Here is a 14,374-nt window from a genome sequence, read left to right on the forward strand (position 1 = left end):
AGATGTGGTCGAACGTGACCGGTACGAACGGAGAGCTGGGCAGCGCCGCGTCATCTCGCTTTCAAAGCTTTTGGCAGACCCCACGGGCTGGGCGCCGCACTGCGTGCCGTTGGCCCGCTCGACTCGCCGAGCCCACGCACCGGCCGCGCACCTCAGCAAACGTCCGCCAAGTCACCGGCTCATCTCGCTTGACGCTCGCCCTTCGGGGGGCCACGCATCAGGTGGGCGGCTCGGCTCCCGTCGCACGGATTTACGCCAAACCGAGCAGTGATTCCGCCGCTCTCATCGCGGTGACATTCCCCGCGACATCATGGACTCGCACGACCCGCGCGCCCTGATGAACGCACATCGTGTTCGCCGCGATCGTTCCTGCCTTCAGTGCTTCGCTGTCTCGCGCCACCCCGAGGCTTTCCCGAATGAAATGCTTGTTACTGCACGCCACGAGGACGGGATATCCGATTGCCGCGATCTCTCCCAGGCGGCGAGTTATCGCGTTCGAGTGCTCGGTGGTCTTGTTCAGGTCGTGCCCAGGATCGATAAAAATCTTCTCCGGCCTGATGCCATGTCCAATCGCGGCGTCCGCCCGTTGGCGAAGGAATTCCGTCACCTCGCTGACGACATCCCCATATTGGGGACTCGCTACCACCTCCCCGGGCCCGCCGATGCTGTGGGTGATGACCACGCTCATCCCCGTCTCGGCGATAAGGCTCGCCATCCCCGGCGAACGGAGCCCGTTCGTGTCATTGATCACATCGGCGCCGGCTTTGTAGGCCGCCTCCGCGACCTCCGGCAGGTGAGTGTCGACGCTGATCACGGCGTCGCTCTTCTCCCGAATGCCCTTGATCACGGGCACCACTCGGTCTATCTCTTCCGCTCCCGACAACGGCGGCTGATCAGAGCGGAACGCCCGTCCCCCTACGTCAAGCCATTCCGCGCCATCCCGTAGCGCCCGCTCCGCCGTCGCGATCGTCTCACCAAGCTCCATCGACCTATTCGGATCCAGGCCCGAGTTGGGCGTGCGATTCACAATGCCCATCACGACTATGTGTCGCGCCAGATCGAATTCTCGCCTCCCCACCCTCCGTATCGGTGCGATGAGCTTGGGATGGTACATCTGCATTACGTTCGACTCCGTCTGAGATGAATGATCCAGCGCAGCACCATGAAGAAGCTGATGGATCCCAGTCCAATCAAAACTACGTTTGCCGCCGCCTGCCGCCCGAGCCGAACCTTCGCCCCCTACCAGTCGACGAACGCGTTCTCCTGGGATCCCTTCTTCATTGCTCGCCTCGGTCGCTACGTCACTCACGGTCGTACTCCAACGCGGCCGGGTACCGTCCGTGGATCTCCACCACCATAACTTCAGCATCGACCCTGAGCGACAGCCCAACTACGTGCACGCCTCATCGCCGAATTTCCCTTATGGGGCCGGTCGCACGAGGGGTCCCAGCCACTGAGCAGGACGGCGCCGATGGGTCGTTACCGCCTATGGACGGGCGACGCTGCTCCGGGGGCACGCTCCTCCGGTGGAGCGGTTGGGCGCCGCTACAACCTCCCGCGGTACGCGCGCGCCGTTCCACGCGGGCGGTCGTGCCGTCACGTCACGGCGCCTGGCCACCTCCACCGGGGGAGCGTTTCCCTGGACAGGCGCCCGCCCCGCGCGGAGGGTGGGGCTCACCGTGCCTGCCGTACAAGATCGTCAAGAGAATGAGGTACGGCGCGCAGGCGATCTCCAGCGGCGGCGCGTTAGGTTGGGGGCATGGCGTCACCGTTTGTTGAGATTGAGGTGGGGGAGCGGACCGTTAAGGTCACCAATCCCGACAAGGTGTATTTCCCGGAGATTGGGGCGACCAAGCGCGAGCTGGTCGAGTACTACGTGAGCGTCGGCGACGGCGCCTTGCGGGCGCTCAAGGATCGGCCGACCAACCTGAAACGCCACCCCGACGGGGTGCACAGCCCGGCGATCTATCAGAAGCGGATGCCGCCCAAGCATCCCGACTGGCTCGAGACCGTGACCGTCACGTTCCCCAGCGGGCGCAAGGCCGACTCCCTGCGCGTCACCGAGGTGGCCGCCATCGCCTACTGCGCGAACCTCGGCACCATCGACTTCCACCCCTGGCAGGTGCGCGCCGCCGACACCGAGCACCCCGACGAGCTGCGCATCGACCTCGATCCACAGCCCGGCCTGGAGTTCGACGCCGCGCGGAAGGCCGCGTTCCTGACCCGCGAGGTGCTGGAGGAGCTGGGGATGACCGGGTTCGTGAAGACCTCGGGCAACCGCGGCGTGCACATCGCCGTGCGGATCGAGCCGCGCTGGGACTTCGTCCAGGTACGGTACGCGGGCATCGCCCTGGCCAGAGCCGTCGAGGCGCGGGACCCCAGCCTGGTCACGACCGCCTGGTGGAAGGAGGAACGCGGTGAGCGGGTCTTCATCGACTTCAACCAGAACGCCCGCGACCGCACCATAGCCAGTGCCTACTCCGTCAGGGCCAGGCCGGACGCCACCGTCTCCACCCCGCTCACCTGGGACGAGCTGGCGGACGCAGACCCGCGCGACTTCGACATCCGCACGGTCCCGGCCCGCTTCGCCAAGCTGGGCGACGTCCACGCCGCCATCGACGACCAGACGTACTCGATCGAGGCCCTGCTCGACCGCTACGAAAGCGACGAACGCGGCGACATGCCCTATCCCCCGAACTACCCGAAGATGCCCGGCGAGCCCAAGCGTGTGCAGCCCAGCAAGGCCAGGGACAGCGAGCAAGACTGATCTGCCGACGACCCCGAGGCGGCGGCCGTCCCCGGAGGCCTACGGATTCACGCTGGCGACGCGCTGCCGGGACTATCCGCCGTGAGGAAGTCTGTTACTAGCGTGGCGACCGCCTTCGGCTGCTCGACGAGCATGTTGTGGCTGGCGTCCAGCTCTTTGACCTGAATATTGGAGGGCACGTCGGCGAGGTCGCGGCGCACCCCTCTTCTGAACGCTTCCATCAATTCCCCGCCCGACAGCCCCGGCGGATCCTGGGTCGGGATCACCACCAGCGCGGAACAGGTGACCTGACGCAGCAGCGGAATCGCGTCGCGGAACTCCGGCGTGTATCGCACCGCTTCGAGGAGTTCCGCGCTGGGCCGGGCGTAGGTGTTCCCGTCCTTCTCGGTGAGAGCCCTCTTGGGGAACATCGCCTGGAACTCGGCGGGTAGCGGCCGGCCCATGTTCGCGGCCTGCGCGTCGAACATGGCCTTGAGTTTCGCCAGTTCCTGGTCCCTTGCGGCCGGATCCATCCCCGGATAGTTGTCCGGGTCGTTCTCGGCGGATCGCAGTCCGTCCAGGTTGACGATGCCCGGGCATTCGGGATGGCGCCGGGCCCACAGTACGGCGAGCATTCCGCCCAGCGAGTGCCCGACTATTGCCGGGTTGCCGAGGTCGAAACGCCGCACGACGACCTCGAGGTCGTCCAGAACTCTTTCCCACTCCCACGGCCCATCGCCGGACAGGCCGTGGCCCCGCAGATCCATGGCCGCGGCCCGGTGGTCTCCGAATTCCAGGGCGTCCCAGGCTTCCAGGGTGCCGCCGAGCCCGTGGAGAAGAAGCACGGGTTCGCCGTCCCCGCCTAAGTCCCGCGCGGCGAGGGGGATTTCGTGTTCAGTGATGATCACGTCGTGCGGCATAACGCTCCTGAGGTTGGTTCAGTCGTTCGTGTATGGATTCTGTGGTCACCCCGCCGTCGGGATGCCGGTCGAGCTTCGCGCGTTTGACGAGGTCGTGAACGCCCTGTCGGGTGATGCCGAGCATCGCCCCCGCCGTGGCGAACGGCACCGCGGTCTTGCCCGGGTGGCCCACACGTCTGGCCACCGTCCGGCCAAAGGCCGTGCGCCACCACTCGTCGGGTGGATCGAACGGACTGTCTCCGGGGAAGACCGCAGCGATCAGCCGCGCTGCCATATGAACCGCGAGCCTGTCGTCCGGTCCCAGCAATTGCGCGGCCCACACCTCGGCCTCGATCCGCAATCGACTCCTGACCGGATCCACCTGTTCGTCCGAGCCGAACAAGATCTCCAACGGATCAACGATCCGCCGCTCGATCAGTCTGACCAGCTCACCAGCCAACGCGACGTGTTCGCTCGTACTCACTTGACGCACGATAGCAAGTACTTGCTATCGTGTGTCAAGTATCAATCGCGAAGCCGCTTCCGCTCGCTGGCCCGGCGGATATGAGTGGCCGCCTGTCCTCCGGAGGTCGGGTACGTGCGCGGTGGGCGCGGTCATGGTCCCGTTCGGACTGCGGTCACTGCCTGTAGGTCTCTCCTGCGGTTTGCAGGGTGGGAGAAAACTCAGAGTAAGTGACTGATTTCACTTCGGTCACATTACTTGACTCTTGGTCTAATAGTTCGCGAGGCTCTCTTTCTATCTCGGGGCGTGACAACCGATTCGGGAGCCTTGTTATGACAAGAGCGCGACGTCTCGCAGCCGCCGGAGCCTTGGCGGCCTTCGTGGTCGGGGGCGTGAGCATGATGGCGGGCATCGGGACCGCTTCGGCCACCACGCAGGACGAGCCGAACGCGGGTGCCACCTGCCTGCTGCCCATCCTGCCGTGCGAGGTCCAGCCGTCGCTCGCGGTGCCCGACCTGCCCATCCCCAACCCGCTCGACAGCTGGTCCAGCGCGCCCGCGGCGGACGACTCATGGTCGCCGCCGCCCGGTGAGCCGGAGCCCTCGAAGGAGCCCGACCGGCCGTGGAAGCCGGCGGACGAAGAAGAGCACCGGATGCCGCAGGGCCATCCCGAGACGGGCGCCGGCGGCCTGGTTCCTGAGCCGCCGGTGTGGCCGTTCGCGGCGGGCGGCGCCGCGCTGCTGGCCGGGGCCGGGCTGACCGGGTACGCCGTGCGGCGCGGCAAGGACGACACGGACGCGGAGGGGATGGCTCAGGCCGTCCAACGCTGAAGCGGCCGTTGGCATGGGAAACGGGGCGGTGAGACGGTGGCTGGCTCGAAGCTGATCTGGGCCGGAGCGGGTGTGGTGTCGCTGGCCGGGGTGCTGCTGATCGGGTTCGGGATCAGCGGCATGCTCGGTGACGGTGAGTCCGAGTCCGTGGCGGCTGCCGGGCCCCAGGTGCCCCATTCGCTCAAGGCCACGAGCCTGCCGTCGCTGGACGTGGACGTGCCGCTCGACAAGGTCGCCAAGCCGATGAAGGCCGCGCGGCCGACCGCCGTCTACATCCCCTCGATCGGCGTGTCGGCGCCGCTGATGGAGCTCGGCCTCGACGCCGCCGGGGCGATCCAGAACCCGCCCTTCGACCCGCCGAACCTCGCCGGCTGGTACCGCTACGGCGCCGTCCCCGGCGGGCGCGGCGCCGCCGTGATCACCGGTCATCTCGACACGAAGAGCGGCCCGGCCGTGTTCGCGAGACTCAAGAGCGTCAGGCGCGGCGAGCAGGTGCAGGTGCTGCGGGCCGATCGGTCCGTGGCCGTGTTCGTGGTGGACCGGGTCGAGCACACGCCGAAGAAGAGCTTCCCCACCAAGAAGGTGTACGGGAAGATCGACTATCCGGGGCTGCGGCTGGTGACCTGCGGGGGGACCTTTGACCGGCAGGCGCACAGCTATCGGGACAACACCATCGTGTTCGCCCACCTGGCGGCGCCGTACTATCCCAAGGGCTAGGGGTCGCGGGGTAGGCCCAGGGCGCGTTCGGCGATGATGTTCAGCTGGACCTCGGCGGTGCCGCCGCCGATGGTGAACGCCCTGGTGGTCAGGATCGTCCGTGACCAGCGGGCGTTCGACGGGTCGAGCGACCAGCAGTATTCGGAGACGGCCTGGGCGTGGCGCATGCCGAGGAGTTTGCGCACGCTGGAGGCCGTACCCGAGTCTGTCCCCGAGAGCTGGGACAGCGTCACGCGCAGGCCGAGCGCCGAGATGGCCTGGCCCTCCGCCCAGAGGTGGCCCGCCTGTTCGCGCTGGGACTGGCGGAGGTCGGGCAGCCTGCCGACGAGTTCGATCATGTCGGTGTGCTGGGAGCCGGGACCCCAGGAGTCGCCGAGCGCGACCCGTTCGTGCGAAAGCGTGTCGCGGGCCACTCGCCAGCCGCCGTCGACCTCGCCGACCACCAGGTCATCGGGGACGAACACGTCGTCCAGGAACACCTCGTTGAAGATCTCCTCGCCGTTGATCTCCTTGAGCGGCCTGATGGTGATGCCCGGTGTGGCCATGTCCACCAGGAAGTAAGTGATGCCCTCATGCTTGGGTTTCGAGGGGGAGGTCCTCGCCAGACAAATACCGAAATGTGCGTACTGGGCGAGTGATGTCCAGATCTTCTGACCCGTCAGAGACCAGCCGCCCTCCACCCGGGTCGCCTTCGTCGACAGGCCCGCCAGGTCGGAGCCCGCGCCCGGCTCGCTGAAGAGCTGGCACCACACGATCTCGCCGGTGAGCGTCCTGGGCAGGAAGCGTTCGGCCTGCTCGGGAGTGCCGTACTTGACGATGGACGGCACGGCCCACGCCGCTATCCCGAGGTTCGGCCGGCCGAGGTCGCGGAACTCCTGGTGGATGATCACCTGCTCCAACGGCGACGCCGCCCGGCCCCACGGCTTCGGGAGGTAGGGCATGATCCACCCTTCCCGGGCGAACCTCCCCAGCCTGGCTTCCCGCTCCAACGCCCGCAGGGACGCCGCCTCGGCCCAGATCGTGTCGCGTACCTTCGCCGCCTCCTCAGGCAGGTCGGGTTCCATGCGCCGCCGCACCCCCGCGGCGGCCAGCTCGGCCACCTTCTCGGCCCACACGCCCGGATCGTTGGCCAGCATCCGGTCGGACAGGGCTCGGCGGTAGTAGCGATGTGCGTCGTGCTCGTAGGTGTAGCCGATGCCGCCGAGGACCTGGATCGCGTCGGCGGCGCACCGTACGGCCGCATCGGGCGCCAGCACCGCCGCGACCCCGACCGTCAGCCGCGCCTCATCGTCAACCATCCACGGCCGCGTACGACTCGCGGCCGGTCCGCTCGTCACCCGCTTGCGGCCGAGGGTCGGCGCGGCGGGGATCGCCTCGTCCAGTGCCCTGGCCGCGTCCCAGACGGCGGCGCGTGCCTGCTCCAGTGCCACCAGCGCCGCCGCCACCCGGTGCTTGACCCCCTGGAACTGCCCGATCGGCCGCCCGAACTGCTCCCGCACCTTGGCATACTCGGCGGCCGTCGCCACGGCCCACGCCGCCACCCCGCACGAGTCCGCGCCCAGCAGCACGGCGGCCACCTCGCGCACCGGTACGACGCCGAGCGGCCGCTTCCGCGTCCCGGAGAACCCCACGATCGAGCACACCGCCCGGTCGAGGTCCACGCTCTCGAACGGCTCGGCGGTGACGTCCTCCCACTCGAACAGCGACCACTCCCCGTCCCCGACCGGCAGCAGGAAGACGTCGGCGTCGGGGGAGCCCAGCGCGAGCAGCGCGTCGCCGCCGGCCGTACCGTGCAGGGCGACCGCCGCGCTGAGCGACCCGTCGGCGAGGCCGCCGAGCAGGTCCTTCGGCCCGGGGGACCGCGCGAGCACCGCCGAGGCGAGCACGGTCGGCAGGTAGGCGCCGGGCACGCGCCGCTCGCCGAGCGCCTCCAGCGCGACGGCCAGCTCCAGCAGCCCGTAGCCCTGACCGCCGTACGCCTCGGGCAGGTGCAGCCCGAGCACACCCTGCTCGGCCAGCGCCCGGTGGCTCGTGTCCCGCTCGGCCTGCCCGCGTACGGAGGCGGCCAGCGCCCGGTGTTCCTCGGTCAGCCCGATCCCCATGCGACCGAATCTAGAAGCCCGGTGTGTCGATCTCCAGAGGTCAGAGGCAACAGATCACGCACAGTCGGCGTCATGCTACGCCGGCCGCGCCGACGGTGAACGACGGCTGTGCGCGGGTACGGCTGTCGTTCGAGGGGCGAATCGCTCAACCGGCCGCTGACCAAATGATCACAAGCCGCCGAAGGAATCCACTGAGAAACAGCGTCAGGAGACGCACCATGCGCAAGATCAACATACGCTACCTGGGCGCAGCCGCCGCCCTCGCCGCCACCCCGCTGGCATCGGTCCTCAGCGACAGCGTGCAAGACGCTCACCAGCGCACCGAAATCATCCAGTTGGTCGCCAAGCAGACCCAGTCCCAATCCCTCGACCTGGGCGAGAAGGGGCTCGGGCTGGGTGACGAGCGCATCATCGCCGAAGACCTGTACCAGGACGGCAAGAAGATCGGCGACCACAGCGTCGTCTGCGTCTACGTCCATCTCGACCCCGGCCAGCTCCAGTGCGTGGGCACCTTCGCGCTGCCCCGCGGGCAGATCGCCGGACAGGCCCTGCTCCACCTGCCCCCCGCTCCCGCGATCGACATCCCCATCACCGGCGGCGCGGGCGCCTACAGCACGGCCCACGGCTACGTCCACACCGTCCCCGCCGGAGAGACCGAAAGGCGACTCACCTTCCACATCACCCACTGACCGCGTGGGTATATGTACCGCTATGTAGGAATATAGGGGGATTTCATGGATGGGATCGCCGATATGGGGGGTACCGGCGGCTGGGGCCCCACTCATCCGCCGAGAGGCGATGAACCGGTCTTCCAGAAGCCCTGGCAGGGCCGGGCGTTCGCGCTGACGCTGCTGTCCATCCGGGTGTCCGGGCGGAACGTGGACGCCTTCCGGCATGCGCAGGAGCGCCTGGACCGAGCCGCCTACCTCGACGACGGATACTTCGGCCGCTGGCTCAACGCCGCGGAGCTGATGCTCACCGACAGCGCCATCCTCGCACCGACCGCGATCGACGCCCGCGCCCGCAACCTGCGCGGCGAACACGTCGCGGAACCGCCGATCTCCGAACCCGCACGGCCCGACTACGCGCCGACCGCTGCGGGCTCGCTGCGCTCCGTAGACGTCCCGCCGGCCTTCGCCGTCGGCGAGCGGGTACGCGCCAAGGACATGTCACCGCCCGGGCACACCAGATTGCCGGGATACGTCCGGGGACATACCGGCGTTGTCGACCTCATCCAGCCCGCCGCGCTGCTGCCGGACACCAACGCGCACTTCCTGGGCGAGAACCCGCAGTACGTCTATTCGGTGCGGTTCGACTCCCGGGAGTTGTGGGGGGCCGACACCGAACCCTTCGGGGTCACCGCGGAGCTGTACGAGAGCTACCTGGAGGCACTCTCATGACCACCGGCGGACCTCTCCCCGCGGCGCTGCGTACCGAGGCGCTCGAGCAACTGCTCACCGAGCGGGGCCTGATCGACCCGAAGGTGATGGACGGGATCATCACCAATTACGAGACCAATGTGGGCCCGCTCAACGGCGCCAAGGTCGTCGCCAGGGCGTGGACCGACCCCCAGTACCGGCGACGGCTGCTCGAGGACGGCACCGCGGCCATCAAGGAGCTGGGCTTTTCGGGTTCGCAGGGCGAGCACATCGTCGTGGTGGAGAACACCGCGACCACCCACAACGTGGTGGTCTGCACGCTGTGCTCGTGTTACCCGTGGCCTGTGCTGGGCCTGCCGCCGAGCTGGTACAAGGACCCGGCCTATCGGGCGCGCATGGTCAAAGAGCCGCGTACGGTGCTGTCGGAGATGGGGCTCGAGCTCGCCGACGACGTACGGATCACCGTCCGCGACTCCACCAGCGAAGTGCGCTGGCTGGTGCTGCCCGAACGGCCGGCCGGCACCGAGCACCTGCCGGAGGAACAGCTCGTGCCGCTGGTGACCCGGGACGCGATGGTCGGCGTGGCCAAGGTCAAGGCGCCATGACCACCCCGCTCGAAGGTCAAAGCGCCACGACCGCCCCGCTGGACGCCGAGGGGCCGGCCGCACCGCCCCGCTCCAACGGCGAGCTGGTGTTCGTCGAGCCGTGGCAGAGCCGCGCCTTCGGCATGGCCGTCACCCTGTCCGAGGCGGGCGTGTTCACCTGGCCGCAGTTCCGGGCGGCCCTGATCGCCCGCATCTCGGCCTGGGAGAGCGCTCCGGTCAAGGACGAGAACTGGAACTACTACCAGCACTGGCTGGACGCCCTGCAGGACGTGCTCGTCGGCCAAGGCACCGTGTCCGCGGACGAGGTCACCGCCCGCACACGAACCCTGGCCCGACGCCCCCCAGGCCACGACCACCCGCACCCACGGTGACCCGCCCTGACGTGCTGCGCAAACCAAACGGGGATTACGAGGCGCACCCAACTCGCCCTGCCAAATCATGAGCGCTTTTCAGGAGCCGCCGAACTCCAGGTCCAGCGCCCGGGTGAAGTCGGCCACCGCCTCCTCGTGCCGCTCCATCTCCTGCAGCACCTCCCCCCGCACCCGGTACGCCCAGATGTAGTCCTCGTCCAGTTCGATCGCCCGGTCCAGGTCCTTCACCGCGCCCTCGTTGTCGCCCATCTCGCTGAGCACCGCCCCACGGCTGCCCAGCGCCCGGTCGTTGTCCGGGTCGAGGTCGATGGCCCGGTTCAGGTCGGACAGAGCCTCGTCGTAGCGGTCGATCATGCGCAGGGCCTCGCCGCGCCTGCTGAACGCCCGTACGTACTCGGGCTCCACCTCCAGCGCCCGCGTGTAGTCGTCGATGGCCTCGGTGTACAGGTGCATGCGCTGGTAGAGCTCGCCCCTGGCCAGCCACGAGTACGCCAGTTCCTCGTTCAGGGCGATGATCTTCGCGTGCTCCTCCAGCGCCTCGTCCAGGCGGCCGAGATCGGCGAGGGTGTCCGCCTTCGCCTCCAGGATCCACAGCGATTCGGGCGAGAGGGTGAGCGCGTGCTCGAAGTCGGCCATGGCCTCCTCGAAGCGGCCGAGCGAGGCGTACGCCTGGCCGCGCGAGCCCAGGGCGTACCCGCTGTCCGGCTCCAGCCGCAGCGCCTCGTCGAAGTCGGACAGCGCGGCCTCGTAGCGCTCGATGATCCGGTGGCTCTCACCCCGCAGCCGCCAGGCTCGGGCATTGTCCGGCACGAGCGCGATCGACTCCGTAAGATCGGCGATGGCGGCGTCGTGTCTCGACAGCGCGATGTACGACTCGGCCCGGCTGCGCAGCACCGAGGCCCGAGACTGTGCGGCAGCCTCGGAAAGCTCCGGCTTTTCGTTGATCCCCTCGCTCATGATGGGAATCTATCTAACTAAATCTGGATGATGGCCGCCTTTTCCCGGGTGTACTCGAGGACCGAGTCGTGCCCGTAGCCGCTGTCCTTCACGCCGCCGAACGGCAGCCCCGGCGGCATCTGCCGGAAGGTGTTCACCCACACCGTCCCGCTCCGCAGATCGCGGACGAACCGGTGGGCGCGGCGCAGGTCACGCGTCCACAGACCGGCCGCCAGCCCGTACGGCGAGTCGTTGGCGATCGTCAGCGCCTCCTCGTCCGTCTCGAACGGGATCGCCACCGCCACGGGCCCGAAGATCTCCTCCTGGCAGATGCGCAGCGCGTTGTCGCCGGTCGTGTAGAGCGTGGGCGCCACCCAGTAGCCGCCGGGCAGATGCGGCACCACCTCGGCGCCCGCCCGGCCGCCGAACACCAGCTCCGCGCCCTCCTTCTCGGCCACCTCCAGGTAGGAGACGACGCGCTCGTACTGGCCGGCCGACACGATCGGGCCCATCGTGGTCGCCAGGTCGAGCGGGTCGTCCAGGATGAGGGTCTCCGCGATCTGGCGGGTACGCTCCAGCACCTCGTCCCAGACGGACCGGTGGACCAGGATCCGCGAACCGGCCACGCAGACCTGCCCGGCGTTGCCGGTGAAGATGGAGTTCACGGTGATGCCCTGGGCGGCCGCGTCCAGATCAGCATCCGGAAAGACGATATTTGGCGACTTGCCGCCTAGCTCGAAGGTCATCGGCTTGAGCGAGTCGGCGGAGGCCCGGGTGATGGCCTGGCCGGTGGCCGTCGAACCGGTGAGGCTGATCTTGCCGACGCCCCGGTGCCGTACCAGAGCGTCGCCCACCTCTTCGCCCAGGCCGCTGACGATGTTCAGCACCCCGGGCGGGAACACCTCCGCGAGCAGCTCGCCCAGCCGCAACACCGACACGCTCGCCTGCTCGGCGGGCTTGACGATGACCGTGTTGCCGGCCGCGAGGGCGAACGCGGCCTTCGCGGAGAACGTCGAGATGGGGGAGTTCCACGGGATGATGCAGACGGCCACGCCGTACGGCTCGCGCCGCGTCAGCCCCAGGGCGTCGGGCCCCAGGATGACGGTGTCGCCCTTGACCGCCTCCAGGCACTGGCCCGCGGCGAGCTGCCACAGGTGTGCCATGCCCGGCAGGTCCTTCTTCAGCGTGTCACGCAGGATCCTGCCGTTGTCGCGCGTCTCCAGCCTGGCCAGCTCCTCGGCGTGCTGGGCGAACAGCTCGGACACCTTGCGCAGGAAGTGCGCCCTGCCCAGCGCCGGCATGGCCGACCAGCGGGGGAACGCCTCTTGAGCCGCCGCGACGGCCGCCTCGGCGTCTTTGGGCCCGCCGGCCGGGATCCTGGTCCACACCTCGCCGGTGGCCGGGTTGACGGAGTCCATGGTCTTACCGTCGGCGGCCGGGACGAGCCTGCCGCCGATCAAGTTGCGATAGTCAGCCACGTTGCCAAGCATATGCTTGCTTGCCTCGCACGGGCTAGCGGGCGCCGCGGTGGGCCGGGTGCCCATCGTGATCGCAGAAACTGTTGTGATCACGATGGGTAGGGTTTGGCGACCGGTGCTCAGCCGTCGATCCGGCTGATGGTGTACACCTGCGGGGTGGCGCCGAGCTGGGCGCGCAGTTGCCGGCCGCTGCCCACGTTGGAGGCGGGCTTGTGGTCGCTGATCACTACCGGCCGTGCGTCTTGCCACCATTCGCACTGGTCGCCGCCGCCCAGGAACCTCCACCGCTGGCTGGAGGAGCCTACGGCGCAGACGTAGCCGTCGCTGGAGTCCAGCCAGTAGCCGGCGTAGGGGCCGTCGTCGATTTCCATTCGGCAGCTCCAGCCGCCGTCCTCTTCCTGGCCGTCTACCGCGCGGAAGCGCGCCTGGGCGGAATCGACGGCGCCCCAGCACAGCCACTTGGTGTCCACCAGGTACGAAGGGTGGCCGACGGCGGACTGTGTGCCGTACGCGAAGTCCAGCCGGCTCTGGGGGTGCAGCTCGGTGCCCCGGTAGATGGAGAACCGTCCTTTTGGAAGTCCCATAGATCCCTCGCTAGCTACTTTGTGCATTCATACATGTTCAGGGAGTAGCTACCCAGGATCGGAGCGTGCCGCACCCAGACCAGTGGCGCAAAGTAGGGCGTTTTCGCAGGTGAACGGCGATGATGCTTGCCCGCGCCGCTCCTAGGTTCAGCTCGCTACGCCTGCGGGATGCCGAGGTCCGAGGGGCGCCGGGCTGAGGTGGGGCGCTTGGCGAGGTCGGGGTCGAGTTGGTCCAGCAATCGCTGGACCAGGGCCGCCCGGCGTACCCGCTCCCGGCCCAGCTCGCGGGGCACGGCGCCGAGGTGGGCGCCGGACGGGTAGATGTTCGGCGCGTTCCGCAGGCCCATCTTCAGGTAGACCGGTGCCGTCGCCCGGACGATCTCCACCGCCTCGTAGAAGCGGACGAACCCGCCCTGGTCATCGGGCACCTCCAGATACAGGTCGATCGGCAGGCCGGTGGCGGCGCGGATCTCGGCCAGGTGCGGGACGGTCAGGTCGGTGCCGACGTTGAGCGTGCTCGCGCCCAGCCGTTCCAGGATCGTGGCGGTGGGACCGTTGGTGAGCGGCAGGAGCACGGAGGTCTTCAGCACCAGGGAGGACGGGAGCGCGCCGTCGGCCTTCATCGTCGTGAGCACCTCCAGCGTGCCGAGATCTCCGACGAGCAGGCTGCGGATGCCCAGCTCGCAGGCCCGCAGCGCGTCGGCCACGCAGGCGGCGACCATCGCGTTGCCCCTGGCCGCGGCGCCGACCGCCTGGGTCACCTTGGCCTGGCCGCCGGTGTCCCAGGCGGCGCGCGGGCCGAGGAACAGGTTGATCTCGATGCCGCGCTCGGCGCCGATGCGCGCCATGCGGGTGATCTCCGCGTCCGACAGCATCATCACGCCGCTGCCCTGCGAGGTCCGGTGCACCGGTACGTTCAGGAGGTCCCCCTCCGCGACGACGGCTTCCAGAACCTCCGGCCCCTCCACACTGGGAATCTCGAACCGGTACGGAGCGCCGTCCGCGAACCGGGACACGGAGGGCGCGGGGGCGGTCACCACCGGATGTCCCAGGCGAGCCATCAGGGCGTGCAGGTCGGCAAGGGTGGTCATCGGTCAGTTCTCCTCGTAGATGATCGGCTCGCCAGGTCCGGGTGGCCGAGCGCGTGGGCGAAGTCGACGTCGTGGTGCATGTCGTAGAAGTCGCCCGAGGCTCCGGCGTACTCCATGAGCCTGCGCAGCGTGGTGGTCTCCGTCAGGGGCGGGATATCCATCATGAAAGGGCC

16 protein-coding genes are annotated in these 14,374 nt (G+C 68.7%); 7 read left to right on the forward strand and 9 right to left on the reverse strand.

Annotation, left to right across the window (positions count from 1 at the left end; all coding sequences use genetic code 11):
* Positions 1–250: 250 nt before the first annotated feature.
* Positions 251–1,309: a dihydropteroate synthase gene (folP, locus tag LDL49_RS03055; protein ID WP_225289314.1), complete on the reverse strand. Its 1,059-nt coding sequence runs from the start codon at positions 1,307–1,309 to the stop codon at positions 251–253.
* Positions 1,310–1,759: 450 nt separating this feature from the next.
* Between folP and ligD the strand changes: the two genes are divergently transcribed.
* Positions 1,760–2,767, forward strand: coding sequence for a non-homologous end-joining DNA ligase (gene ligD, locus LDL49_RS03060; RefSeq protein ID WP_225289315.1), 1,008 nt, complete (start codon positions 1,760–1,762; stop codon positions 2,765–2,767).
* Positions 2,768–2,814: 47 nt separating this feature from the next.
* On the opposite strand, the gene LDL49_RS03065 is transcribed toward ligD, so the two are convergent.
* On the reverse strand, positions 2,815–3,666 hold the full coding sequence (locus LDL49_RS03065; protein WP_225289316.1) for an alpha/beta fold hydrolase: 852 nt from the start codon (positions 3,664–3,666) through the stop codon (positions 2,815–2,817).
* A complete protein-coding gene (locus tag LDL49_RS03070) occupies positions 3,641–4,129 on the reverse strand; it encodes a hypothetical protein (protein WP_225289317.1) in 489 nt (162 codons plus the stop codon). The genes LDL49_RS03065 and LDL49_RS03070 overlap by 26 nt, the downstream gene beginning before the upstream one ends.
* Before the next feature lie 311 nt (positions 4,130–4,440).
* Here LDL49_RS03070 and LDL49_RS03075 point away from each other — a divergent pair, with 311 nt between their 5' ends.
* Both LDL49_RS03075 and LDL49_RS03080 read left to right on the forward strand, forming a co-directional pair.
* Positions 4,441–4,938 (forward strand): hypothetical protein, encoded by a 498-nt coding sequence (locus tag LDL49_RS03075; protein WP_225289318.1) that lies wholly within the window; start codon positions 4,441–4,443, stop codon positions 4,936–4,938.
* 36 nt (positions 4,939–4,974) lie between these two features.
* Complete coding sequence (locus tag LDL49_RS03080) at positions 4,975–5,655, forward strand: class F sortase (RefSeq protein ID WP_225289319.1); 681 nt, start codon at positions 4,975–4,977, stop codon at positions 5,653–5,655.
* On the opposite strand, the gene LDL49_RS03085 is transcribed toward LDL49_RS03080, so the two are convergent.
* Positions 5,652–7,757 carry an acyl-CoA dehydrogenase family protein gene (locus tag LDL49_RS03085; RefSeq protein ID WP_225289320.1) on the reverse strand — a complete coding sequence of 702 codons (2,106 nt, stop codon included), beginning with the start codon at positions 7,755–7,757 and terminating at the stop codon, positions 5,652–5,654. The two genes, LDL49_RS03080 and LDL49_RS03085, sit on opposite strands and share 4 nt — an antisense overlap.
* Before the next feature lie 218 nt (positions 7,758–7,975).
* Here LDL49_RS03085 and LDL49_RS03090 point away from each other — a divergent pair, with 218 nt between their 5' ends.
* From LDL49_RS03090 to LDL49_RS03105, 4 genes are read left to right on the forward strand one after another with little or no spacing between them, the layout of a single operon-like run.
* Positions 7,976–8,446, forward strand: coding sequence for an allene oxide cyclase barrel-like domain-containing protein (locus LDL49_RS03090; protein ID WP_225289321.1), 471 nt, complete (start codon positions 7,976–7,978; stop codon positions 8,444–8,446).
* A 45-nt stretch (positions 8,447–8,491) separates the two neighbouring features.
* Complete coding sequence (gene nthB / locus LDL49_RS03095) at positions 8,492–9,157, forward strand: nitrile hydratase subunit beta (RefSeq protein ID WP_225289322.1); 666 nt, start codon at positions 8,492–8,494, stop codon at positions 9,155–9,157.
* Positions 9,154–9,741 (forward strand): nitrile hydratase subunit alpha, encoded by a 588-nt coding sequence (gene nthA, locus LDL49_RS03100; protein WP_225289323.1) that lies wholly within the window; start codon positions 9,154–9,156, stop codon positions 9,739–9,741. Before nthB ends, nthA begins: the two co-directional genes overlap by 4 nt.
* Positions 9,738–10,112, forward strand: coding sequence for a nitrile hydratase accessory protein (locus tag LDL49_RS03105; protein ID WP_225289324.1), 375 nt, complete (start codon positions 9,738–9,740; stop codon positions 10,110–10,112). The genes nthA and LDL49_RS03105 overlap by 4 nt, the downstream gene beginning before the upstream one ends.
* 78 nt (positions 10,113–10,190) lie before the next feature.
* Here LDL49_RS03105 and LDL49_RS03110 read toward each other — a convergent pair whose 3' ends face one another.
* The 5 genes from LDL49_RS03110 to LDL49_RS03130 form a co-directional block, all read right to left on the reverse strand.
* Entirely contained in the window at positions 10,191–11,069 is an 879-nt protein-coding gene (locus LDL49_RS03110; protein WP_225289325.1) for a tetratricopeptide repeat protein, read from the reverse strand.
* Positions 11,070–11,086: 17 nt separating this feature from the next.
* Positions 11,087–12,526 carry an aldehyde dehydrogenase family protein gene (locus LDL49_RS03115; RefSeq protein ID WP_225289326.1) on the reverse strand — a complete coding sequence of 480 codons (1,440 nt, stop codon included), beginning with the start codon at positions 12,524–12,526 and terminating at the stop codon, positions 11,087–11,089.
* 119 nt (positions 12,527–12,645) lie between these two features.
* Positions 12,646–13,110 carry a hypothetical protein gene (locus tag LDL49_RS03120; protein WP_225289327.1) on the reverse strand — a complete coding sequence of 155 codons (465 nt, stop codon included), beginning with the start codon at positions 13,108–13,110 and terminating at the stop codon, positions 12,646–12,648.
* 155 nt (positions 13,111–13,265) lie between these two features.
* Entirely contained in the window at positions 13,266–14,201 is a 936-nt protein-coding gene (locus tag LDL49_RS03125; RefSeq protein ID WP_225289328.1) for a U32 family peptidase, read from the reverse strand.
* Positions 14,198–14,365, reverse strand: coding sequence for a hotdog family protein (locus LDL49_RS03130; RefSeq protein ID WP_225289329.1), 168 nt, complete (start codon positions 14,363–14,365; stop codon positions 14,198–14,200). Before LDL49_RS03130 ends, LDL49_RS03125 begins: the two co-directional genes overlap by 4 nt.
* Between the last annotated feature and the right edge of the window lie 9 nt (positions 14,366–14,374).

The organism is Nonomuraea aurantiaca, assembly GCF_020215705.1.
GTDB lineage: Bacteria > Actinomycetota > Actinomycetes > Streptosporangiales > Streptosporangiaceae > Nonomuraea > Nonomuraea aurantiaca.

Excerpts from the sequence above, each read along its gene's own strand:
- ligD (WP_225289315.1), top strand. The coding sequence starts at position 1,760 with ATGGCGTCACCGTTTGTTGAGATTGAGGTGGGGGAGCGGACCGTTAAG.
- LDL49_RS03065 (WP_225289316.1), bottom strand. The coding sequence starts at position 3,666 with ATGCCGCACGACGTGATCATCACTGAACACGAAATCCCCCTCGCCGCG.
- LDL49_RS03075 (WP_225289318.1), top strand. The coding sequence starts at position 4,441 with ATGACAAGAGCGCGACGTCTCGCAGCCGCCGGAGCCTTGGCGGCCTTC.
- LDL49_RS03085 (WP_225289320.1), bottom strand. The coding sequence starts at position 7,757 with ATGGGGATCGGGCTGACCGAGGAACACCGGGCGCTGGCCGCCTCCGTA.
- LDL49_RS03090 (WP_225289321.1), top strand. The coding sequence starts at position 7,976 with ATGCGCAAGATCAACATACGCTACCTGGGCGCAGCCGCCGCCCTCGCC.
- nthB (WP_225289322.1), top strand. The coding sequence starts at position 8,492 with ATGGATGGGATCGCCGATATGGGGGGTACCGGCGGCTGGGGCCCCACT.
- nthA (WP_225289323.1), top strand. The coding sequence starts at position 9,154 with ATGACCACCGGCGGACCTCTCCCCGCGGCGCTGCGTACCGAGGCGCTC.
- LDL49_RS03105 (WP_225289324.1), top strand. The coding sequence starts at position 9,738 with ATGACCACCCCGCTCGAAGGTCAAAGCGCCACGACCGCCCCGCTGGAC.
- LDL49_RS03110 (WP_225289325.1), bottom strand. The coding sequence starts at position 11,069 with ATGAGCGAGGGGATCAACGAAAAGCCGGAGCTTTCCGAGGCTGCCGCA.
- LDL49_RS03120 (WP_225289327.1), bottom strand. The coding sequence starts at position 13,110 with ATGGGACTTCCAAAAGGACGGTTCTCCATCTACCGGGGCACCGAGCTG.
- LDL49_RS03125 (WP_225289328.1), bottom strand. The coding sequence starts at position 14,201 with ATGACCACCCTTGCCGACCTGCACGCCCTGATGGCTCGCCTGGGACAT.
- LDL49_RS03130 (WP_225289329.1), bottom strand. The coding sequence starts at position 14,365 with ATGATGGATATCCCGCCCCTGACGGAGACCACCACGCTGCGCAGGCTC.